Origin of the sequence: Shewanella woodyi ATCC 51908 (assembly GCF_000019525.1) — a bacterium.
GTDB classification, from domain to species: Bacteria; Pseudomonadota; Gammaproteobacteria; order Enterobacterales; family Shewanellaceae; genus Shewanella; species Shewanella woodyi.
The window spans coordinates 3,889,994-3,912,416 of sequence record NC_010506.1; the positions used below are offsets into that span (position 1 = coordinate 3,889,994).

The following is a 22,423-nucleotide window of genomic DNA, read 5'->3' on the forward strand; positions in this document are numbered from 1 at the left end:
CGCCATTACTTACTCAACTTGCAGCTTGCCACTCCATCAATAGATACACTTCGTCCGTCTGCGTTTTTAACTTAAAGCCTAAACGCTCATATAGCGCTCTGGCAGGGTTATTTCGCTCCACATGTATGCTCACGGTCAAACCTAAGGTTTCAGCTTCAATAAATAACTGTTCCAGCAGACAACTGGCAATCCCGATCCCTCGATACTCAGGCATCAAAGAGATATCGACAATACGGATCTCTTGGTTTTCGTCCAACCAGTAATCAACAAACAGACGACCGACCGCTTGATTTTGGTAATAGATAATGTCGAATCTGTCAGTGCTGTAATGCTGACAATAGTAGCGGTACTGAGCGCTGAACTGCTCAGATAAAAAAAGGTTTAATTGCGACTCAGGCCAATTAGCTGCGGCAAACTCATCGCGGCGAACAGAGGTATAGAGCTGCAGTAAAAAAGGCAAATCAGCCTCACTATGAGCTTTAAGTTCGAGTGATGTGAGTTGTAAACCGTCCATGTTCGGTCACCTATATTTTGTCGGTGGATTGTACCCAACATACTAAAAAATCTGAAAATAACAAGATTAGGAGAGTAACAATGTCAGAACCTTTTATCGGCGAGATCAAGATGGTGGGATTTAACTTCGCACCAAGAAGCTACGCAAAATGTGATGGTGCGCTTCTTCCCATTTCACAAAATACAGCCATGTTCTCACTATTAGGTACGGAATTTGGTGGTGATGGTCGCACCACTTTTGGCTTACCCGATCTTCGTGGTCGCACCCCAATGCATCAAGGTAATGGTCCAGGTTTAAGCCCTAAAACAATGGGGCAAAGCTCTGGTAGTGAGAGCAATACCTTGCAGTTGAATCAAATGCCCAAACATACCCATAGCGCACAGTTAGATGCTGTATCTACGGAAGGGACCTCAGCAGTACCCGATAATAATATGTACCTCGCTAAATCCAGTAGTGGTTTAACTTCTGTCAACAGCTATAGCAACGGGACACCCGATACAGTTATTAGTCCCCACGAAACAAACACTGCCGGCGGCAACTCTGCGATTAATAACATGCAACCCTACCAAGTCGTTAACTTTATCATTGCAATACAGGGACTATTTCCATCACGGCAATAATTTAGAGCTAATTCAATACAAAGAAACAGGTCGGTAAAATTGAAGTCCCGACCTTAAAAAATTTACAAGAACAGGGACAGGACTATGAAATACGGATTATTACTTATACTTATCGGCAGTCTAGCCTCCCCTTTATCGGCCAGTACCATCGACTTCGAATCAGGTGTCAGTGGCGCTGGCACTCAAACAATCACCACCACAGTAGATGGAATTACTTTAACTGCCGTAAGTAACGATGATACTTGGATAGTGGCTCATAATTCTGGTAATGCTGGTACAATTGCTAACGTCGCCGCAGTAGATCAATCTACTGGTGCTAGCCTAATCACGATATCTTTTTCCGCTCCGGTCAACTTGACCAGCATTCATACCAGCGATATTTCTCAAACCATTAATAGCCTTACCTTTACCCCAACAGACGGCAGCGGCAATAGCGCTTTTACTGATAATAATGGTGGTTCTACTTGGGGGAATAACGTAAATGGCAATAACATTTCCTTTACTAGCTGGAGCAACCCTAGCAGTTCATTTACCATAACTGGCAGCACTAGCGCAGGTAATGTAATGCTGCTAATAATGGACAACATTATTTTTACAGCTGCGCCCACCAATACCGCTCCAACACTTACTAACATCAATGGCGACAGCTTTACCTATACCGAAGGCGATGGCACTCAAATAATTGATCAAGGTACGGTAGCTTCTGTCAGTGATGCAGATGGCGGTAATTTCGATGGCGGAAACCTCACCCTGACCATCACTTCAGGCGAAGATGCTGCAGAAGATATCCTCTCTATTGATACTAATGGCACAGTATCTTTAGCTGGTACAACAGCGGGAAGTAACGTTGCTATCACCGGCCCTGGCACAATAGGAACTTTGGCCAATAACATTGCCGCGGGCAATGACTTTGTCATCAACTTAAACGCATCAGCCACCCCAGCTCATGTCCAGACTTTAGTACAAGCATTAACTTACCAAAACAGCGATACTGATAACCCAACCGCTGGCGCAAGAAATGTCCGTTTAACTATTAATGATGGTGATGGTGGCACCTCGAGTAATGCAGATATTACTGTGACTGTCGCGGCAGTAAATGATAATCCCACTTTATTAAACCTTGCAGGTGATAACCTCAATTACAGTGAAGGTGACGGTAAGCAAAACATCGACATATCCGCCAATGCGACGGTTACCGATGTAGATTCGGTGAACCTCAGCAGTGGAACACTTACGGTTACAATCCCCACCAATAAAGATGCTAGTGAAGATATTCTTGGTTTTGACAACACAGTCACCACAACAGGATTAGCGAGTGCCAGTATCACCATTAGCGCCACCAATATCGGGACATTGACCAACGCCATATCAGAGGGTAACGACCTTATCGTTACTTTCAATAGCAATGCCACACCAGCACTTGTGCAGTCGCTCATTCGTGCTATCACCTATGAAAATAGTGATAACCTAACTCCTACCGAAAATACTCGTACGGTAAGAGCAGTACTCACTGATGGCGACGGTGGCAGTAGTGGTAATATTGATACTAGCGTTGTAGTGAGCCAAGTGAATGATCTCCCCGTTAGCAGCAATAACACGCTCACTCCAAATGAAGGTGATGTGTTAACAATTGCCGCCAGTGACTTTGCTTTTAGCGATCCTGAAGGTGACACTCTTAACCATATCACTATCATTACCGCCCCTGTGAATGGCTCACTCTGGTTAGATCTCGATGCCAGTGGCAGCATCAACAATGCAGAATCAACACTAACAAACAGTGCCACCGTGACTAAAGCTAACCTAGATGCCAACCAGCTCAAGTACATCCCTAATGGTGACACTAGCTCTAGCTTCACCTTTAGTGTCAATGACGGTATCTCAGATTCCATTTCGAGTTATACCATCAGCCTTACGGTCAATGCCCAGCCTACTGTGACCGTTAACCAAGGCAGTGGTCAAAACGATCCAACCAACAATGCCACCGTAGTATTCGATGTGATCTTTAATGAGTCTATTTCTGGCTTTGACGTAACAGATATCAACCTGAGCGGTGGTGTCACTGCCAGTGTTACCTCTGTTTCAGCAAGCTCGGGGACTAGCTTTACGGTTATAACCAATATCAGTGCCAACGAAGGTGACATTATTGCTCAGGTGTTAGCAGGGGGCGTAACAGATGCATTTGGCGCAACCAACCAAGCCAGCACCAGTACAGATAACAACATTAAGTACGATATCACCGCGCCAGCAACTCCCACAGCCTTAGATATGAGCACAAGCTCAGATACAGGTAGCAGTGATAGTGATGATATTACCTCAGATCAAACCCCTGAGGTTTCAGGTAATGGTGAAACAGGTGCAACGCTTACCCTGTTCAGTGACACAGATGACGATGGTGTTTTAGATGGAGGGGAAGTCTCTATTACTACAAGTGTCAGTAGCGGTGCTTGGTCAACCTCCATGCCCTCTCTTACCAGCACAAATCACTCACTTAAGGCCTTTCAAACCGATGCAGCTGGCAATGACTCACCTGTAAGCACAGCTTTGAGTATCGAAGTTGATACCAATGCTCCCTCAGGTCATAGCGTGTCGATCACTCAAAACCCTGTCAACAGCAGCAATGAAGATGCCGTCAGTTTCACTTTTACAGCAGGTGAAATTGCTAGCCTGTATGCCTATACCATCAGTAGTTCTGGAGGCGGGACAGCCGTTACCGGTAATGGCAGTTTAGCCACGGCAACAGACACCATTGACAATATTGATGTAAGCAGCCTTGGAGATGGCACCCTCACTCTTAGTCTGGTATTAACCGATATTGCAGGCAACAGTGCGAGCGCGGTTAATGACAGCAGCACCAAAGACAGTACAGCGCCAACTGGCCACAGTGTCAGTATTGATCAAGGCATTATTTTAGAATCAAATGACAACGCAGTAAGCTTCACATTTACAGGTGCTGAAGTCGGCGCTAATTTCAGCTACACGCTCTCATCTGGCGGAGACAGTGTTAATGGCTCAGGGACGATTGCATCTGCCAGCGACCAAATCTCAAATATAGATGTCACTTCACTTAGTGATGGCACGTTAACCCTTTCTGTTGTTGTCACAGATATAAACGGAAATTCAGCTACTGCAGTGACAGATACAGTGACTAAAGATGCCTTAGGTCCTGTTGTTCAATCTGTGACCTTAAATACAGGCCACTTGAAAGCGGGCGAAACCATTACAGCCACAGTGCAACTTGATGATACCGTTATCTTGTCTGGCACTAACGCCACCGCCACTCTCTTAATTGGTGGGGCAAGTCGAACCGCGGTTTATACCAGTGGACATAGCTCATCCAACTTGACCTTTAGTTATGATGTTATCAGTGGAGACAATGACAGCGATGGCGTCACTGTGACATCGGTTCAAAGCAACTCTGATACAGCTCAAGATGCCAATGGCAACTTAGCAGACTTTAGCTTTACAGCATTAACAGAAGCAAACTTGTTAATCGACACCCAAGCTCCAGCACCAGCGACCCCTCAGCAATCATCACAAACACTTAATGCCGATAGCATCAGCTTAACTCAAACCGATTACCCAGAAGATGGGATCACCATTGTTGCACTCTCCGATAGCGATGCTAATGGCATTGCCGACAGTAATACACCTTTAGCCAGCAGTAGCACCAATTCGGGTTCATGGTCACTGACACTCAACCTTAACCAAGATTCCGATAATCACTTTGTGTTACGTAGCCAAGATACAGCTGGCAATATTTCAGATATGGCCATTGGCAGTTTTCTTGAAGATTCTATCGCTCCAGATAATGCCGTCATCTTAAGTCCAACATCTCCTATCTATCAGTCCACAACAGCCATCACCATTGAAGGGAGTCAGAGTGAAAATGGCATATCGGTCGGTCTCTATCAAGATGCGGATAACAATGGTATCGCTGATAATAATACTGAGATTGCATCGAGTACTGTTACAGCAAATAGCTGGAACATCAGCCTCACGTTAACCGATAACACGGAGACTAACTATGTAGTTATCGCTAAAGATAGCGCAGGTAACAGCGCTCAAGCAGTAGATCTTGTCTCTCTCACTCATGACAATATTGCACCAAGTGCAGATATCACATCTGTCACAAGTGTTGATACCACGCCATCGCTTACAGGCTCTGTGACTGATGCAGGAGGAATAGCCAGTTTATCTTTCACTTTAGAGGCTGACGACAGCACTATATTTGGGCCTTTCGATGTCGACAGTTTCAGTGATATCTACAATGGTAACTGGTTAGATAACGAGCTGGCAGACAGCTTAAATGAAGGGAGTTATGACGCACACCTCTCCCCAGTCGACCTTGCTGGCAACACCCAAGTTATAACCATTTCCAACGCAGTGACCATAGATACGTCAGCCCCAGCTAACTACGAGGTAGAGATAGAACAAGCGTATATTGACGCCAATAATGAGTCTGCACTTAGCTTTATCATCACGGGAGGCGTGAGTGGAGAAAGCTATGTCTATCAAATAAGTGATGGCAGCAACTCAATCACAGGCAGCGGTAGCATTAGCAGTGACCCTCAGACCGTGAACGGTGTTGATGTCAGCAGCTTAAATGAAGGCACACTTACCCTAACCCTCTCATTAACCGATGAAGCAGGAAACCAAGGTGCTGAAGCCACAGATGGTGTACACAAAGCATATAACTTCACTCCGGTTATCACAGGTGTTCCAGCCAGCTCTGTCGATGAAGATAGCCTTTATAGTTTCACTCCAACGCTACTTGATACCGACAATGGTGACACTCACCATTTTACGATCAGTAATAAACCAAGCTGGGCAAGTTTTAACAGCGCCAATGGCAATTTGTCTGGCACACCTACCAATGACGATGTGGGCATAAACAGTAATATCATAATCAGCGTCACCGACAGCACAGCCGCATCAGCAAGTTTGCCAGCATTTAGTATCGAAGTGCTCAATATCAATGATACTCCGACTCTCAGCAGTACTCAGTTTGAAGCATTAGAGGACACTGAACTGGTGTTTAGCCTAGATGCCAAAGATGATGAAGGGGACGAGTTAACCATAAGCCTAGTTAATCAGCCTCAACAAGGCTCCCTTGACACAAGTGGTGCTAAATGGACCTATCAAGCCAATGAAAACTTCCACGGTGATGACAACTTCACAGTCACCGTGAGCGATCAACAATCCAGTTCAAATCCCATTAAAGTGAGCATCAAAATACTTCCCGTAAACGATGCCCCCAAAGCACAAGATGACACCTTTGAGCTCGACTATACTCCAAGCGGAGAGTATCGTTTACCTGTATTAGCCAACGATGAAGATATCGATGAGGATACACTTTCTCTCATCAGTGCAGAGTCGAGCTTAGGCAACGTAGAAATAGAAAATGAACAGTTACTGCTGACCTTAAGTTCAGGTATGACTGGCGATATTAACTTAAGCTACTTAATTGTTGATCCTGATGGTGAAAGCAGCCAAGCACAAGTAAATCTGCAAATCACTCCTAACAATGAGGCTCTGCCCACACTAACTGTGCCAGAGGCTGTAAGCGTCCAAGCTCAAGGCTTATTCACACGCGTCGATCTAGGTGTTGCAACAGCATTTGACAGTGAGGGAGAACCTCTACCTGTCAGCCTTAAATATGGTCAACCTCTATTCCAACCCGGTCGTCACCTTGTCTACTGGGAAACCACTGACAACAATGGCAACACGAAAATCGCAAGCCAACAGGTAGACGTTTATCCCTTGGTTAACTTCCATAAAGATCAATTTGTCGTAGAGGGAGGAACGGCGTCCGTCACCCTTTCCCTCAATGGTGACTCACCACAGTATCCCGTTATGATCGATTTTAGCGTCGCTGGTGATGCTAAGCTCAATGAAGATTACTCCTTGAGCAGTCAGCAAGCTATTATCAGATCAGGGCGAGATGTAACACTGGAGATTGAGATCTTTGAAGATGGAATAGATGAGCAAGATGAGAAATTGAAGCTCGTGCTTGATGAAGCGGTGAATAGCGGCTATAAGCCCAGTCACACCATGCATATCGTTAACCGTAATATCGCCCCAGAGATATCCCTTGCTATAACCCAAGCCAAAGAACCAAGGTTGCTGATCTCACAAGATGGTGGAGAGGTGACTCTCACCGCCAGCTATTCAGATAGCAACCCCCATGACCAACTCACTATCAACTGGGAGTTATCTCATCTTGTATTAGAGGACTTAGACACATCAGAAGGGATCATACGTTTCGACCCAACCAATGTTGAGCTGGGCGACTACACGATAAAAGTTCAAGTCTCAGATGGCCAAAAAAGAACACAGGTTACCCGCCGCTTAACACTCGTTGCCAATCTACCTTTACTCGATAATACCGACAGTGATGGAGATATGATCCCTGATAATGTTGAAGGGTTTGGCGATGATGACTTAGATGGTATAGCCAACTTCCAGGATGCCCTGCCCAGCTGTAATGTTCAGCCAGAAAATGAGGATGAGCAAGTTCAATATCTTATAGAGGGAGAAGCAGGTGTTTGTATCAAGCTAGGTAGCCTAGCAGTTGGAGGAGAGCGAAACACCCTCCTGCTTGATAAAGAAGACCCTCTGCCGCAAGACAGTGAATTTAGTTTCACCGGTGGAGTATTTGATTTTATCGCCAGCGGACTACCTATACAGGGTAATCAATATCGAATTGTTCTACCTTTGACTAAGGCTATCCCCTCAGGCGCTGTGTATAGAAAATATAATGAGTCTCAAGGTTGGTACGAGTTTGTTGAAGATGACTCCAACCATATCCACAGTACCAGTGGTGAACCAGGGTTCTGCCCCTCTCCGGGCGCGAGCAGCTGGCAAACAGGTCTGATTGAAGGTGCATGGTGTATCCAGCTCACCATAGTGGATGGCGGACCAAATGATGACGATGGCGAAGCCAACTTCCACATTAGCGACCCCGGAGGAGTAGCAACACTGACAACGACTAACTTATCGCCAAATGCAGCAGATGATGTCGTTGAGCTAATAGAAACCAGTTTGCTTCTACTCGATCCGACCCTGAATGACAGTGATCCCGAAGGCGATCTCATCGAGTTGCAGAGCGTACAGGGAAGATTAGGAGCAGCAAGTATTAATCATACAGGCCTTTTACAATATCAAGCTCCAGTCGGTTACTTAGGCGATGACGAAGTGCTCTATACTGTAGTTGACGCTCAAGGTAATAGCGCAACGGCTCGGGTGCTTATAACAGTGAAAGCCAATGAGGCACCGGTGACCAATGAGGATCACGCATCCACCGACGACAAAACCAGTATTATCGTGGATGTACTTGCTAACGACATCGATGATCAAGAGATAACTCTTAGCTTTGTTACTGCAAAAGTCGGCCAGGTTAGTATCACTTCTGACAATAAAATCCAATATATACCGCAACTTGGATTTGAAGGAGAGGACCGAGTGCTCTATGGTATAGAAGATCAGTTAGGCGCTGAAATGGAAGGAGTTCTCACAGTGACTGTAGATGCATACCAAGAAATTAAGATAAATAACGAAAGTAGTGGTGGTTCAGTCAGTGTATTCACTGCCGCTCTCTTGCTTGTATTGGGATTAATCAGAAGAGGTAAACAAATTGCACAGATACTGCTTGCCAGCTTAGTACTGTGCAGTACAGCACAAGCGACATGGTTCGCAGATATTCAAACGGGTTACAGCCGAACATCTGCCGAAGTCGATATCAACAAGCTTGAAGCAGCTGGAATGCAGGTATCACAATTTTCCAGTGACAATAGTGATTGGAGTTGGGGCTTAGGATTTGGTTACCAATTCAACCCCAATTGGCACATTAACTTGGGTTATCAACACTTAGGCGATTATCAGTTCACAGCAAAAGGTATCGCGTTAGACCCCGCCCCCTCGATCAAGATAGCAGAGAATTTAGGCCCACGTTCAGCGACAGGTATCGATTTAGGGATAAGCTATCTGTGGCAATTTAGTGAGCCCGTTGGATTAAAACTGGGTGGCGGGGTATGGTTCTGGCAAAGTGACTTTAACAGCCTGATAAACCAGGAACTCGTAGAAAGTGATGAAAACGGTAGCGATTTATTCAGTGATGTATCACTTTATTGGAAGATTAACCCACAATGGCAACTCGCACTTGGCTGGCAACATTTTGTCATTAAGGATGATAAAATAGACAATGGTTTTATGCGACTAAGCTATCAGTTTTAAGCAGCAAATAATTCAAACTAAATAGGGGCATTTGCCCCTTTTCTGTTCAAGAAATAATTATTCAGCCTCTTTATCCAGTACTGTGACTGCAGCATCTTTTTCCGCCAGATAAAACACCACAATTTTAGCTGGCTCACTGCTGATATTTTTCCCGTAATGAGAGGTATTGAACAGCTCAATAAGCGGCTCGCCAGCTTTCAGGTTTTTCTCCTTACCATCGCGTGTATACACAATTAACTCACCACTAAGCAGTATGCCGGCATTTATCGCAGGATGCTGATGCCAAGGCAGCTGCTCACCTGGCGCAATCACTATCTCTTTAATCGTCACCTCAGGTTGAACTAGTGAATATTGCGGTAATGTTTGTCCATCCCAAGTCTCTGTAGACTTGATCAGATCTTTAGAGGTAGCAGCAGTAGCGGAGAATGCCCCCATCAAGAGCAATGAATATAGCGGTTTGAGCATTAAAAAGTATCCTTACTATTAAAATTAAGGAGACAGTGTACAACAACCACAGAGCGAGTCATGGCTAACAAGAACAGTAATCTCGACCACCAATAGTCACTTCATCCACACAGGTTAATACAGGCAAAATAAAGCACTAACCTAGCAATTAAGGTGTAGAGTTATAGCTAAAAATAGCTAAGTACACAGTTAAATCCCCATTAAATAGCATAAAAATAAAATTATTTTAGCTGCATCTCTCAATCCACTGATCCTACCTCTGGTGTCTTAAACACAGAGCAAAGTGGTAGATATCATTTACCTTTTCTATAAACGCTTGTTTGAAAAAATGCTGAAATACGCATTATGACTGGCTTTGTAAAGAAAATAACTATTGCGGCCTACAGTTTAATCAGTTAACAATAATGTTACACGGTTATTTTTTATACAAGATTGATACAAGTCAACAGATGAGATAACCACCAACAAGACACACTACAACAACTCTGGGGAACCCTATGAAAACATGGCTAACTGTTACAACACTCCTTTTTCTTTGCTTATTTTACCCGGCACAATCCCACGCAGCATCAACAAAATATCCCGTCGTACTTGTCCATGGATTTATGGGCTTCGATGACGCACTTGGAATTGATTATTTTTACGGTATTCCCAGAGCCCTTAGAAACCAAGGCTCACAGGTCTTTGTTGCCAGAGTATCGCCAATTAACTCATCTGAAGTCAGAGGAGAACAGCTTAGACTCTATGTACAATCTGTACTGGCCTACACTGGCGCGCAGAAAGTGAACTTAATTGGTCATAGCCATGGTGGTCCAACTGCACGTTATGTTGCTAGTGTAAGTCCTGAGATGGTCGCATCAGTGACCTCTGTGGGTGGAGTAAATTGGGGCAGCAGCTTTGCAGATTTCCTTCGAGGCGCAATTCCAGTTAACTCTTGGGTAGAATGGTCAGTCAATGTTGCATTTAATACTCTTTCTCAAATCGTCACAGGCGTATCTGGTGGCGGTAGCTTTCCGGCCGACACCTTAGCTTCTACGGAGTCCCTCACCACACAAGGTTCAATTAGGTTTAACCAGAGATATCCTGAAGGTGTCCCTAGCAACTACTGTGGTTATGGTTCAGCCAGAGCCAGCAACGGTGTTAATTATTACTCTTGGTCAGGCACGAGCCAGAGCACCAACTTTTGGGATGCTAGTGATGCAGCCTTAAGTGTCACCAGCTGGGTATTTAATGAAGCTAACGACGGTCTAGTCTCAAGATGTAGCTCACATTTAGGTCAAGTGATCCGCGATAACTATAATATGAACCACCTTGATGAAATTAATCAGATGTTTGGCTTAGTCAGCTGGTTCGAAACAAACCCTAAAACCCTATATAAAGCACATGTTAACCGTCTTGCTAGCAACGGATTTTAATCTATGCCTCAGCAAGTAAAACAAAGTGCTAACAGCCCCCTTTCGGCAAAAAGTATTATGCTTTTAAGCTTAATTCTTGCCTTAGTCGTGGGGGGGCTAATCTATTTTAATGTGCAACATTACTCATCAACGGTCACCAATACCGACGTCAAAATAGAAGAGTTCAAGATACAACCTGAGCCCGTTAAAGAGGATAAAGTCGCCTCCCGAAATATAGGGCAATCAGAGCTTGAGTTAAACGAAGAGCTCAGATGGAAATTTGATGAGTTAATTCTCACTCATCAAGAGACAGGTCAAACCATAACGATCCTATTAAACAAGCTCTCTACCCAACTGGATTTAACTCCTGAGGCTCATATATATCTACTGGATCTTTTTAGTCGCTATCGCGATTATAAAATCGCCTTAGTTGAGATAAAACAAACGGGCCCTAACATGCTCAGTGAACTCAATATTGATGACACAATGAACTTTATAGAGCGCGCCCATCAAAGCCAATTTGATTATTTTACCCAAGTTGAAATAGAAGCCTTTTTTTCTCATGAAAATCGCTACGACAATCAAGCAATAGAGAGAATGGCTATCTTACAGGACAGTTCACTTTCCACTCAGCAGAAGCAGATGCTAATCACCCATCAAATAAGCCAGATGGATGAGGAGGAGAGAGAGGTGTATGAGCCTACTCTGCAGGTTTTTAATATCGTCGATAATTTAGATGGCAATAGTAACCAACTCAATGAGTTTACACCGCAAGTGATGGAGAGAATTGAGCAATTAAAAGCGGATGAACAGGCTTGGAAATTAAAAGTTAAAGAGTTTCAATCCTTTGAAATTAAAAGTAGAGGTGAATTCACCGATCAACAGGAGGTTGAAGAGGCACTAAGTCACTACCAAGGTCAACATTTCACTCCAAATGAAATAAAGCGGCTTAAGGTATATATCAATAACCCTGAACTGTTAAATGCAGGCTAGCCTAACCAAATTAGGCTAGCCAAAGGGCTTATTGCTTACTAGCAGGTTTTTTCCCCAGCAGATCCAATTTGCCTTTCTTGGAAACTCCCGCAATAGCTAATGTTTGACTACCGACACTGTCATAGGTCAAATCGATAGACTTTATTTTCAGATCACCTTTCGGAATAGAGATACTGCGGCTCGATAATCCTTTAGTTAACACTCCGAGGTTATCTAGCGTTTTACTCGTCCCGTCACTCATGTTAATGACAACTTTATGCAGATTAACTGTTCCTTGAGTGCACTTAAGCTTAATGTGAGTCACATTTTTCTCACTACCTCTCGGCGTCACGGTATCGGTTTCAGTTTTGTAATTAACTGTCTTGTCAGCAATCTTTATCCACTCTGTAGATGCCACTCCTTGAAACGAAAACGCCATCAATAGAACTGCGCATATACCTAATATCGTGTTTTTCAAACTCCCTCTCCTTTTTTTACTAAATTGCTGGTATCGCCGTCAGCATCACAGAAATAAACTCATTAAACCCCTGTTGACGCTTAGCACCATCTCTCTCAAAATCGGTAAAACCTTGCCCTAATGCTCTCCAAACAGGCTCTGGAGATTGAGGTTCAAACAAAGCCACTAACACAGATCCCTTCTCATATTTATTCATATCCACACCAAAAGTGGATAATCCGGGCACTAACCCCGTTTTCTGTAGTATCTCGCTATCACTCATGTCTGAGCTCAATGTCAGACCAAACCCCACCAACAAATCAGGTGATTGCTGACGTGAAACGAGTTGATACCCTTTAGCTTCCAACGCTTTCTTTAAAGCTTGCTGCATATTGCCGATAACCTGATCGCTTTCCACTCTTTCGTCGGCCACCACTTTGGCTAATGTCGGATGCCAGGCAAAATGTCGAGTTTGAGTAGATAAAAAGCCAAGATCGCCAGTGGCCACCATAGTTGTACGTTGAGGGCTTGGCTTAACAGCCTCAGAAGCGGTGCATGCAGTTAATGTGGAAAGCAGCAGTAAGCAGCAAATTTGTCTTATCATAATAAAATTCCATTTTGTTATTAGGACCATACTAGTTGAAATAAGATTAACCTAAGCTGACTGAATAATCATTCGCCCTGTAATACTGATTGGTATAAAGCAGGCTTGCTTGTTCCCCCTATCCCACCTATGATCGCCCCGAGGTTGAGAATCAACCTTATCAATATATCGAGATAGGTGAGTAGGCATGACACAGCAAGACACAGAACTTCAATTGATCGCAACACACACTCAAAATTGGGTCGAGCGTATGATAATGAAGTACAACATCTGCCCCTTTGCACGACGTGAAGTTGAACGCCGCAGTATTCGCTATGCCGTTATCGATGAATCCAAGATGCACAATGTCCTCGAAGCCTTAATTAAAGAGTGCCAGTATTTGGATGAACATCCTGAGACCGAGACCACACTCTTTATCATTCCCCGCGGATTTGAAGGGTTTTACCCCTATTTAGACCTGGTCGATATCGCCAACGACCTATTAATAGATCAAGATTATGAAGGTGTATATCAACTAGCTAGCTTCCACCCTGACTACTGCTTTGAGGGTGAGCCGATGGATGAACCATCTAACTATACCAATCGCTCTCCCTACCCGACTTTACACATTATTCGAGAGGTCAGTATGGAACTCGCGTTAGCAAACTACAATGATCCAGAGTCAATCCCTGAGCGGAACATCGCTTTTGCACAGAAGAAAGGCAGTGATTTTTTTGAGAAAGTTTTAGCTGGTTGTATGGGAAAAACATCTCACTAACAGACTAAATTAATTAAAAACAGACTAAGTTAAATACACGGCCCGTTCCAATAACCTTTACGGGTAGTGTTCTTTACGGGCAGTATTAATGATGATAAACAAAACCCCCATAGAGGTATTTAGTTGCCTCAGCGCCCAGTATCAATACCTTATCCCCTCTTCTAAGTTTTCCACTGTTAACCAGTTTGGCAAAGCTAACCCAGATGGCAGCAGAGCCTAAATTACCTAAGCCTTTAGCATCATTGATAATACGTTCAGGCTCAATTCCCAACGCCTCGGCCAACATGAGATCAATATAACCATTGGCTTGATGAGGTAAAATATAACGAAAATCATCTAGCTGGTAGCCTCGTGACAAAACGGCTTGCAAACCCAGTTCAAACAACTGACTGCCATTAGCGCGTACAGCTTCTGTATTATGATGAAAACGAGTCATCTCACCTTTGCCTACATCCATTGAACCTGAATCAAGGTAGAAACCTGGCGCTTTGCCTTCTCCAATCTGGCCAAAGTAGATATCGGTTAACTGCCCCTCCCCCTTCTTTGCAGGGCCCAATATCACCGCACCAGCACCATCTCCCATCTGGACATAGTTGACTAACTGCTCTGTGGTCAAAAATGCCTTAGCAATCTCAAAGTAAACCGAGCCTGTTTCTGTGCCTACTATCGCAACAGGCGCCTCATCAGTAGTACAAAATGTCGAAGCTATCTGCAATGCATTAGCAAACCCAGTACAGGCTTGTCTTAACTCTAAGTATGGCCCCTGAAAGCGAAGTTCATCAGCAAGCCAAGCCGCATTGGGAGGCACTTGTGTATGGGGAGTACACGTATGGCTAAGAAGATACTCTAACTCATTAACATCAAGGCCAGCTTGCACTAGCGCTTGGTTTAGCACATCCACTCCAAGGGCAATGCTATTTGGCGAGGGCTGGCTTTTAGCGCTTGTCAGATCCCGAACCAAATGACGACTCTCAACACCTAACCGTTTGGCAATGCTTTTAGCTTTACGCTTAGCCAATGGACCACAAAGCTGACCTAAGGCCTCAAGTAGTTCCTGATTTGAGACCACCTCATTGGGTAAAACATAGGCTGATGACAACAGAGTTAATCCATTTTTTGCAAATTTTACGCCCATCTGTCCTCCAAACGCTCAAATAACTTATCCAGATGAACACCTAACTGAGTAAAGTGAACCTCTTGACCAGTAAGAAGCTCATAAAGCCGGTTTACTACCATTTTATGCTCACCAATAAACATCGCTTTTGTTGCTCCAAGCTCTTCAGCATGATGCTTTGCCACGTACACATGCTTAGCTTCATCTTTTTTTATCAAGCCGCAAAGCCTAGCAAAGGGGTGACCAGGACCGAGTTTACTATGTTCAAATTCATGCATAATTTGAGTCACACAGGTATCAAGAATAGCGATACGAATAAAATGCTCACAGTAAGTATCTACTCTTCCCAACTTAAGATAAAAGCGCTTAGCCTGTCGCTGAATATCGTTAATACCGGCTACAAGTGGCAGTTCAGATTGCACTAACTGCAAGGCGCTATCATGGATAAACTCTTCAGCTTCAACCTCTTTCAAAATCTTAATCCTAGTCTGAATATCCTCAACCTCAGAGTGACATAACCTGTTTATTTCATTATTAAATACAAGTTGAGCTGACTGCTCGCCACAGAGTAATAACGGCAATAGGTGAGCTAATGCGTTTCGTTCCACCTCTGTGTAGTAATTGGCACTATTGTATCGATTACCCATCCACTGCTTTATGCGTTTGCTGTTAGCTAAATCACACTCATCTAGCTCCTTTACACTTGGATTAACTGGCGATGGAAAGCATCGGTGAGGCATAAGTTCAATCATGATCCCTCCCAGCGATAAGGGTCATCAACATTGGCAGCATGATCAGATCAAACAAGAAAGCAAAAGCCACAATAAGCATGGAGAGAAAGCTCAGTTCAACAATAGGGAAAAAGTCCGAACTCAATCCCAATGCAAAACCAAAAAACAGTAATAGGCTAGTAAACGCCACCGCAGGCATAACTGAAGTTAATGTTTTAGAGAGACCTTTGCCACAGTCTCTCTCATCTACCTTTAGCAGTAGGTGAAGTGAGTCATCAATAATAATACCCAGCATCATTCCCATCACCACAGCACTACCCAAACTCAAACCACCTCCCAACCACTGCCATAGTCCGAAAACCCAAATAAGTGGCAGTAAGTTCATCGCAAGAGCTAGCCCACCTAATTTGAAGGAGCTTTTAAGCAAAGTCACAATAAAAAGTAGAAAAAGCAGAGCACAACCAAAGGAGTAGAGCATAGTTTTAGCATTAGACAGACTAAGGTGGGCAAAAATCATACTTTGACTTAACCCCTGCCCGATCGATATTTCACTGTCATTTTGAAGCTTCCATTCAGCTACCTTTTCCTCAAATGAGATAAGCTCAGCTGCTGTCATGGGGATCAAATCCACTGTCACCACAGAGGCGCTGGCCTCAGCATTAATCAATCGCCTCGCTTGAGCATTGAGTTGCTTAGGCGCGCTGAGTACCTGACTTAAACGATTAGCTCCAAGGCCATAAAGCCTGATCCAATCGACAATGGAATGTACCTGCAGCACCTCCTCCTGCTTTCTTAAAAATCGGCTAAATTGGTTAACCCGGCTCACATAATCTTGCTGGGCAATTCCAACACCATCAAAGGCTTTGTGAGCTTCTCTCTCTTCACTCGCAACCACATAATAGAGCTGGTTCACGCCATTAAAGTGCTGTTCCATCTTTAATTTTGACTGACTAAATAGGTTAGAACCGGGAAAATAGTTCATTGCATCATCGTCAAACTTAAGCGATGAAACACTATAAATAGCCAGTAAAGAGAGCAGTAATCCCGAGCCTAAAAAAAGAGTTTTATAATGCCAACTGATGACCTGAAGACGTGCGAAAAATCCTCTGCTCACTTTTTGTGAACAGACCATGGGTTTAGCTCTTTTTGCTATGGGAAGGAGTATGGTTAGATTCACTAAAAAGTTAACCATCACAGCAAAAGCAACCAACTTACCAAAATCTTGGATAGGTGGAGATGGACTAAATACCAGTAGAAAGAAGCCCATTGCAGTAGTTAAAGCTCCCCAAAATAGTGGCTTAATATTGGTACTTAATGATTGCTGCAGCGCCTGCTGCTCATCGGCTCCTTCATCTAATGCATTACGCCAACCAAAATAGAGGTGAACAGCATATGCCACACATAAACTCACTATGACCACAGGTATAAATCCGCTAATTGCCGCTAAGATGAATCCTCCCCACCCAGCTACACCTAATGTCAGAAATATCGTTATCATAGATGAAGTGGCAATCCCTAAGAGCCACATCTTTTCCCTCACAACAAGTAGCAAAATCACACTAAACATGATTGCTAAGCCGGGAATAAACCACGATAAATCGTGTTTTAGCACAGAAGCATATTGCCAATTTAGGGCTAATGCTCCGGAATAATAAACTTGAAATAGCGGAGTGAAATGAGTATCAAATTGTTCGATATATCGATTAACAGATGAAACACTCTCTAAGAGTGCCTTGGTCCCTTTTATCGCTTCGACGTTAAACGACACAGAGAGAATAATTGCTTTGGCATCAGGTGAAATGAAACCGATATTAACTGATTTCGCTTTATGAGAGAGGGCCAATGACATCGCTGACTCAAACTCATTTGGATTGTACCCATCTACCCTCTTAACGGCTGCTAGCTCACTCAATCCAGCCTTAAATCGAGAAATCGAGTCATCTTTTAAAGGAAACGTATTTTCAGGTTCAGCCTCTAACAACAAAATCAGTTCATCCTGTCTTGAGAACTCATGCTGAAAATCTTTAAATTCAGTGTAAAGAGGATCGTCTTTTGCAAAATAAGCGCTATAGTCAGCATCTAAAGCTAACCTGCTGACCCCTATTGAGGCGAGTAAACATAAGGCGGTCCAACATACCACGCTCACATACTCAGTTTTTCGCGCCATTAAAATTGAAGCCAGCAAGCGAACTCCTCTCCCTAAATTAAAAATTAGATTGATATAAAGAGTATTAGACCTCCCTAACCTCAATTAATATTCAAATTGGTACAAATTCAACGTCAAACGGCAATAGCATCTACAGCAAGTACCTTAAGCATAACGAAGAGATGAAAATCGCCACGTTAGAGCGAGTAAAATTTAAACCCCATCTCCTATTTTACGACCTCTATCTATATTTAAGCCTACTTTTGAGCGCTACTAGAATAAAAATTCATTGATAATCAGATTGATAATTTATCTCCTTCACCAAAAATCCTCTGAAGTGTTTATCTGGCCTAGCTTGAATAAACCCGTTTTTAACACTAATTTTAATGGAGAGTATTTACTTAATGGGCTAACCATGAAAACTTTTCAAACTCAATGGCATGATAATCACTGGGCTCAAAGCGATAAGATAGAAGATCTCGATAGCAAGCAGACACTTATTCTTATTTTTGGAGAGATACACCTCCAACCTGATGCCATCGCAAAGATGAAAAGTTTATCTCCAAATGCCTGTATCACAGGTTGCTCCACGGCGGGAGAGATCCAGGGAAGGCAAGTTAATGATGACAGCCTTATCGCCACGATTATTGCTTTTGAAAAAACCAATATCACCATGATAAGGGGAGTTGATAAACCAGATATCAACTCAAAAGAGCTCGGCGTAAATCTAGCAAATCAACTGAATGAGACCGATAATCTCTGCCATGTATTAGTTTTAAGTGACGGTCTCGGCTTCAATGCCAGTCACCTCATAGAGGGGATGACAGATATACTCGGGTTAGATATACAAGTATCTGGTGGCTTAGCAGGGGATAGACATAATTTTGTCAAAACTCATCTGCTTTTTAATGACGAGGTCACCTCATCAGCGGTTATCGCTATCGGTTTCTATGGTGAGCAACTTGAGGTCAGCTGTGGCACTCGAGGGGGCTGGTGCTCATTTGGCATTGAGCGGCGAGTGACACAAGCTGAAAACAACATGCTAGTAGAGCTCGACGATGAAAATGCACTCTCTATTTACAAAAGTTATCTCGGAGAGCTCGCAGAGCAGTTGCCAGCAAGCGGCTTAAGATTTCCACTGGAGATCAGTGAGCCCAATAAGATAACCAAGGTGGTTAGAACCCTGCTCGCTGTCGATGAGGAGACCGGCACCCTCACATTTGCAGGCAATATCCCCACAGGAGCAACCGCGCAGCTGATGCGCTCTAATGTCGAATCTTTAATCCAAGGTTCATTAGAGGCTGGAAAGATATGTCGTCATAACATCTCAAGCAGTCCGCAAGTTGCCATATTGATCAGTTGTGTGGGCAGAAAGTTGGTATTAAAGCAGCTTGTGGAGGATGAGATAGAGGTCATTAGTGAAGAGTTAGGTGAACAAGCACTACTTTGCGGATTTTATTCTTACGGAGAAATAGCCCCCTATGATAGAGGTTGCCTAGCTGAACTCCACAATCAAACGATGACTATTACTGCCTTCGCGGAAATTTAATCTATGCATAGGATGCTTAAACGACAACTTAAAAAAGCCTATCCAAAGGGAGCACCTGATAACATTGAGTTCGAGCAATTTGTAAAACTCATCGATCAAGCCTACTTCTCCATGAGTGAGGAGCTTAGCATCACAGAGCGCTCCTTAGATTTAAGCTGTGAAGAGTTAAAACAGCGTAACGACACCTTAAGTGGCATACTTGATGCTCTACCAGACATGAGTATGTGGTTAGATCAAGAGGGGGTTATCCGCGATATACGCGTAGGCGAATTTAATCCGCCTCTGGTAAGTAAAGAGGATGAGCATTCCTCAATCTCCAGCCTCCACTTTTTCAAAAACTCAATCCCTCTACAGCACTTTCTCATCGACTATAAACAGATCGGTAGCAAGAGCGGAGAACTCGAGCTTAGCTGTGACAGTTTTACCTATCATGTAGAAGCAAAACTCACCTCTGTCAGTAAACAACGATGGCTTTTAGTTATTAGAGATATCTCGTTAAGACGTAAACTAATTGAGATGCAAACTGAAAGAATGGACCAGATTAAGCGGACCCAAAAGCAGCTTCAAGGTCTTATAAATGCTGCACCAACGGGGATTTTAATCACAGATGAAAGTAAAAAGTTAGTCATGGTGAATGAATTTATCTGCCAAAAGCTCTCCCTCACTACTGATGAATTATTAGGAAGAAACCCATTAACTTTTATCGCTAAAAAATACCGATTGGAATACCTCAGTGAGATACAAAAACATATCAGCTACGACGACACAATATTAGACTCACGCATGGATCTCACCATGACCCTGCCCAGTAATGAGACAATAAAGGTTGAAATGGCTTTTAGTACTCTGATTTTTGAAAAGAAAAAACTGGTGATTACGGCCATTACCGATATTACAGAACGCAAGCGTCTAGAGACTCAACTTAGAATTCTCGCATCAACAGATCCCTTAACTGGCGCATACAACCGACGCTGCTTCAATGAGCTGTCTCAAAAATCCATGTCATCTACCGAGCGTCAAGAGCAAGAGTTCACAATACTCTTAATTGACTTAGATTTTTTTAAAAGTATCAATGATAAATTTGGTCACGCTGCTGGTGACGATGTATTAATCGAGACAGTAAAAGCCATCAACACCTGCATACGTGAATCAGATATCTTGGGACGTTATGGCGGTGAAGAGTTTGTGGTTGCACTACCAAATTCAGATAATAAAAAAGCCAGAGAGGTCGCCAACAGAATACGCCTATGCATTGAAAATATGGTGGTCAAAACCCAAGGACATGACATCAAACTCACTGCAAGCATTGGCTTAGCGACATCAAGTGGAGGCCACCAGCTTGAAAAGCAGATCAACCAAGCCGATACCTATCTCTATTACGCCAAAGATAATGGCCGTAACCAAGTTGTCGATCATAAAATTTACCATGCTAACAGTAAGCTCTGCCGTTAAATCAATAAGCAATCCAGCCCACTGATTAACCAGTTGATTCACTTTACTCACAAACTGTTTGTCTAATCGATATCATTAGGTAACTATGGATAATCTATGTAAGTGCAGCGGGTAAGAGATAACATGGCAAGTAAATATTATGTGGTTTGGGTGGGAAGAACCCCTGGTATCTATACCAGCTGGGATGAAGCTAAAAAGCAGGTCGACAAATACCCTAAAGCCAAATACAAATCATATAAGAGTAAAACCGAAGCTGAAACGGCTTATGCTAAAGGCTCGACTCAGGTCTCTTACAGCAAAAAAAGCACAAGTTCAGCTCAGACTCCAGCCTCCCTATCTAACCCTGCAGATGATACTCAATATAACGTCGAAATCTTCACCGACGGCGGTTGTGAGCCTAATCCAGGAAAAGCCGGCTCCGGCGTTGCCGTGTATCGTGAAGGGGTATTGGCTGAGCTATGGTATGGGCTGTATAACAGCTTTGGCACCAATAACTCCGCCGAGTTAAATGCCCTACACCAGGCGCTACTGATGGCAAAACAGGCACTCATTGAGAATAAAACCGTGCACATTCGCAGTGATTCCCAATACTCAATAAACTGCATCACCAACTGGGCATACGGCTGGAAACAGAAAGGCTGGAAACGAAAAGTCGCTGGTGACATAAAAAATCTGGACATCATTCAAGCCGCACACGCTCTGTATGATGAGATAAAAGATCAACTTAAAATCTCTCATGTGGCCGCTCACATAGGCATAGAGGGCAATGAATTGGCTGACAGAATGTCAATCTACGCGATAGATCAACAAGATAGTAAATTTTGCCGCTACCCAGAGCCCATCGAACTATCGGCAATATTGAGCCTAAGAGCAGGTTAGTCCCAATCAATATAAACAATGTTCCCTCAAGCACTAAACAATCTTTAGTGCTTTATCCTGATTAGCATTATTTCCTTCATTTCCTCACATTCTCTTCTAAATTTAATTGAACAACAGCTTAATAATGGTGGCAATAGCCGAATCTATGCTATACCCAAGCTACCTCAAGATGCTCGTTTCAGAGCTCCCGTAGGATAGCTGAACAAGGCAGTGATTGAGGGTAATGGTTATTCCCTTGCTGATATCACTAACGTAGTGCAGCGATTCTACGGGAACTCCCGAAGGGCAAGGCGAAAAGCAACATTTTTCTGTGTTATGAAATGATTGAATTACGACTGCATGGTCTATTTTGTTCCATACAAAATAAGACATTTCTTCCTTTCCATGGAAGTCAGATGCAGAAGGTAGGGCGAAGCACGACTGAATGGATTCAGGAGGTAGAGTAACGCAGGAGCTGTTACCGAGGATGCCAGAGCCGAGAATAACTAGTCCTACTATTTCTTGAAGACCGCCATGGATGGCGGGAATGTCGATAAT

Annotated in this window: 15 protein-coding genes; 8 read left to right on the plus strand and 7 right to left on the minus strand. The window is 43.5% G+C overall.

The window, feature by feature from the left end; translation table 11 throughout:
* Window positions 1-13: 13 nt before the first annotated feature.
* Window positions 14-514 carry a GNAT family N-acetyltransferase gene (locus SWOO_RS16350; protein WP_012325779.1) on the minus strand — a complete coding sequence of 167 codons (501 nt, stop codon included), beginning with the start codon at window positions 512-514 and terminating at the stop codon, window positions 14-16.
* Between the two features lie 80 nt (window positions 515-594).
* Between SWOO_RS16350 and SWOO_RS16355 the strand changes: the two genes are divergently transcribed.
* Both SWOO_RS16355 and SWOO_RS16360 read left to right on the plus strand, forming a co-directional pair.
* The gene (locus tag SWOO_RS16355; protein ID WP_012325780.1) at window positions 595-1,134 is read left to right on the plus strand and encodes a phage tail protein; all 540 of its coding nucleotides are present in this window, start codon (window positions 595-597) and stop codon (window positions 1,132-1,134) included.
* An 84-nt stretch (window positions 1,135-1,218) separates the two neighbouring features.
* Window positions 1,219-9,366: an Ig-like domain-containing protein gene (locus tag SWOO_RS16360; RefSeq protein WP_012325781.1), complete on the plus strand. Its 8,148-nt coding sequence runs from the start codon at window positions 1,219-1,221 to the stop codon at window positions 9,364-9,366.
* A gap of 57 nt (window positions 9,367-9,423) precedes the next feature.
* Here the strand turns inward: SWOO_RS16360 and SWOO_RS16365 are convergent, their stop codons facing one another.
* Window positions 9,424-9,831 (minus strand): cupin domain-containing protein, encoded by a 408-nt coding sequence (locus tag SWOO_RS16365; RefSeq protein ID WP_012325782.1) that lies wholly within the window; start codon window positions 9,829-9,831, stop codon window positions 9,424-9,426.
* A gap of 497 nt (window positions 9,832-10,328) precedes the next feature.
* Between SWOO_RS16365 and SWOO_RS16370 the strand changes: the two genes are divergently transcribed.
* On the plus strand, window positions 10,329-11,246 hold the full coding sequence (locus SWOO_RS16370; protein WP_012325783.1) for a lipase family alpha/beta hydrolase: 918 nt from the start codon (window positions 10,329-10,331) through the stop codon (window positions 11,244-11,246).
* Between the two features lie 3 nt (window positions 11,247-11,249).
* On the plus strand, window positions 11,250-12,218 hold the full coding sequence (locus SWOO_RS16375) for a lipase chaperone family protein (RefSeq protein WP_012325784.1): 969 nt from the start codon (window positions 11,250-11,252) through the stop codon (window positions 12,216-12,218).
* A 28-nt stretch (window positions 12,219-12,246) separates the two neighbouring features.
* On the opposite strand, the gene SWOO_RS16380 is transcribed toward SWOO_RS16375, so the two are convergent.
* Both SWOO_RS16380 and SWOO_RS16385 read right to left on the minus strand, forming a co-directional pair.
* Window positions 12,247-12,675: a hypothetical protein gene (locus tag SWOO_RS16380; protein WP_012325785.1), complete on the minus strand. Its 429-nt coding sequence runs from the start codon at window positions 12,673-12,675 to the stop codon at window positions 12,247-12,249.
* A gap of 19 nt (window positions 12,676-12,694) precedes the next feature.
* Window positions 12,695-13,258, minus strand: a complete 564-nt coding sequence (locus SWOO_RS16385) for a DUF4136 domain-containing protein (protein ID WP_012325786.1) — start codon at window positions 13,256-13,258, stop codon at window positions 12,695-12,697.
* Between the two features lie 187 nt (window positions 13,259-13,445).
* On the opposite strand from SWOO_RS16385, the gene SWOO_RS16390 reads away from it, so the two are divergent.
* Window positions 13,446-14,015 (plus strand): DUF1415 domain-containing protein, encoded by a 570-nt coding sequence (locus SWOO_RS16390; RefSeq protein WP_012325787.1) that lies wholly within the window; start codon window positions 13,446-13,448, stop codon window positions 14,013-14,015.
* An 85-nt stretch (window positions 14,016-14,100) separates the two neighbouring features.
* On the opposite strand, the gene SWOO_RS16395 is transcribed toward SWOO_RS16390, so the two are convergent.
* The 3 genes from SWOO_RS16395 to SWOO_RS16405 are packed head-to-tail and all read right to left on the minus strand — an operon-like array spanning window position 14,101 to window position 18,045.
* Window positions 14,101-15,150 (minus strand): 3-oxoacyl-ACP synthase III family protein, encoded by a 1,050-nt coding sequence (locus SWOO_RS16395; protein ID WP_012325788.1) that lies wholly within the window; start codon window positions 15,148-15,150, stop codon window positions 14,101-14,103.
* A complete protein-coding gene (locus SWOO_RS16400; protein ID WP_012325789.1) occupies window positions 15,141-15,881 on the minus strand; it encodes a hypothetical protein in 741 nt (246 codons plus the stop codon). The genes SWOO_RS16395 and SWOO_RS16400 overlap by 10 nt, the downstream gene beginning before the upstream one ends.
* Window positions 15,874-18,045: an efflux RND transporter permease subunit gene (locus tag SWOO_RS16405; protein WP_195742805.1), complete on the minus strand. Its 2,172-nt coding sequence runs from the start codon at window positions 18,043-18,045 to the stop codon at window positions 15,874-15,876. Before SWOO_RS16405 ends, SWOO_RS16400 begins: the two co-directional genes overlap by 8 nt.
* Window positions 18,046-18,421: 376 nt before the next feature.
* Between SWOO_RS16405 and SWOO_RS16410 the strand changes: the two genes are divergently transcribed.
* The 3 genes from SWOO_RS16410 to SWOO_RS16420 all read left to right on the plus strand — a co-directional run bounded on the left by SWOO_RS16410 (window position 18,422) and on the right by SWOO_RS16420 (window position 21,886).
* Entirely contained in the window at window positions 18,422-19,555 is a 1,134-nt protein-coding gene (locus tag SWOO_RS16410; protein WP_012325791.1) for an FIST signal transduction protein, read from the plus strand.
* A 3-nt stretch (window positions 19,556-19,558) separates the two neighbouring features.
* A complete protein-coding gene (locus SWOO_RS16415) occupies window positions 19,559-21,007 on the plus strand; it encodes a sensor domain-containing diguanylate cyclase (RefSeq protein ID WP_012325792.1) in 1,449 nt (482 codons plus the stop codon).
* A 123-nt stretch (window positions 21,008-21,130) separates the two neighbouring features.
* Entirely contained in the window at window positions 21,131-21,886 is a 756-nt protein-coding gene (locus tag SWOO_RS16420; RefSeq protein WP_012325793.1) for a ribonuclease H family protein, read from the plus strand.
* Window positions 21,887-22,423: the final 537 nt, after the last annotated feature.

Coding starts and splice junctions, on each gene's coding strand:
- SWOO_RS16375 (WP_012325784.1), top strand. CDS start 11,250: ATGCCTCAGCAAGTAAAACAAAGTGCTAACAGCCCCCTTTCGGCAAAA.
- SWOO_RS16410 (WP_012325791.1), top strand. CDS start 18,422: ATGAAAACTTTTCAAACTCAATGGCATGATAATCACTGGGCTCAAAGC.
- SWOO_RS16420 (WP_012325793.1), top strand. CDS start 21,131: ATGGCAAGTAAATATTATGTGGTTTGGGTGGGAAGAACCCCTGGTATC.
- SWOO_RS16360 (WP_012325781.1), top strand. CDS start 1,219: ATGAAATACGGATTATTACTTATACTTATCGGCAGTCTAGCCTCCCCT.
- SWOO_RS16355 (WP_012325780.1), top strand. CDS start 595: ATGTCAGAACCTTTTATCGGCGAGATCAAGATGGTGGGATTTAACTTC.
- SWOO_RS16415 (WP_012325792.1), top strand. CDS start 19,559: ATGCATAGGATGCTTAAACGACAACTTAAAAAAGCCTATCCAAAGGGA.
- SWOO_RS16395 (WP_012325788.1), bottom strand. CDS start 15,150: ATGGGCGTAAAATTTGCAAAAAATGGATTAACTCTGTTGTCATCAGCC.
- SWOO_RS16370 (WP_012325783.1), top strand. CDS start 10,329: ATGAAAACATGGCTAACTGTTACAACACTCCTTTTTCTTTGCTTATTT.
- SWOO_RS16385 (WP_012325786.1), bottom strand. CDS start 13,258: ATGATAAGACAAATTTGCTGCTTACTGCTGCTTTCCACATTAACTGCA.
- SWOO_RS16390 (WP_012325787.1), top strand. CDS start 13,446: ATGACACAGCAAGACACAGAACTTCAATTGATCGCAACACACACTCAA.
- SWOO_RS16365 (WP_012325782.1), bottom strand. CDS start 9,831: ATGCTCAAACCGCTATATTCATTGCTCTTGATGGGGGCATTCTCCGCT.
- SWOO_RS16400 (WP_012325789.1), bottom strand. CDS start 15,881: ATGATTGAACTTATGCCTCACCGATGCTTTCCATCGCCAGTTAATCCA.
- SWOO_RS16350 (WP_012325779.1), bottom strand. CDS start 514: ATGGACGGTTTACAACTCACATCACTCGAACTTAAAGCTCATAGTGAG.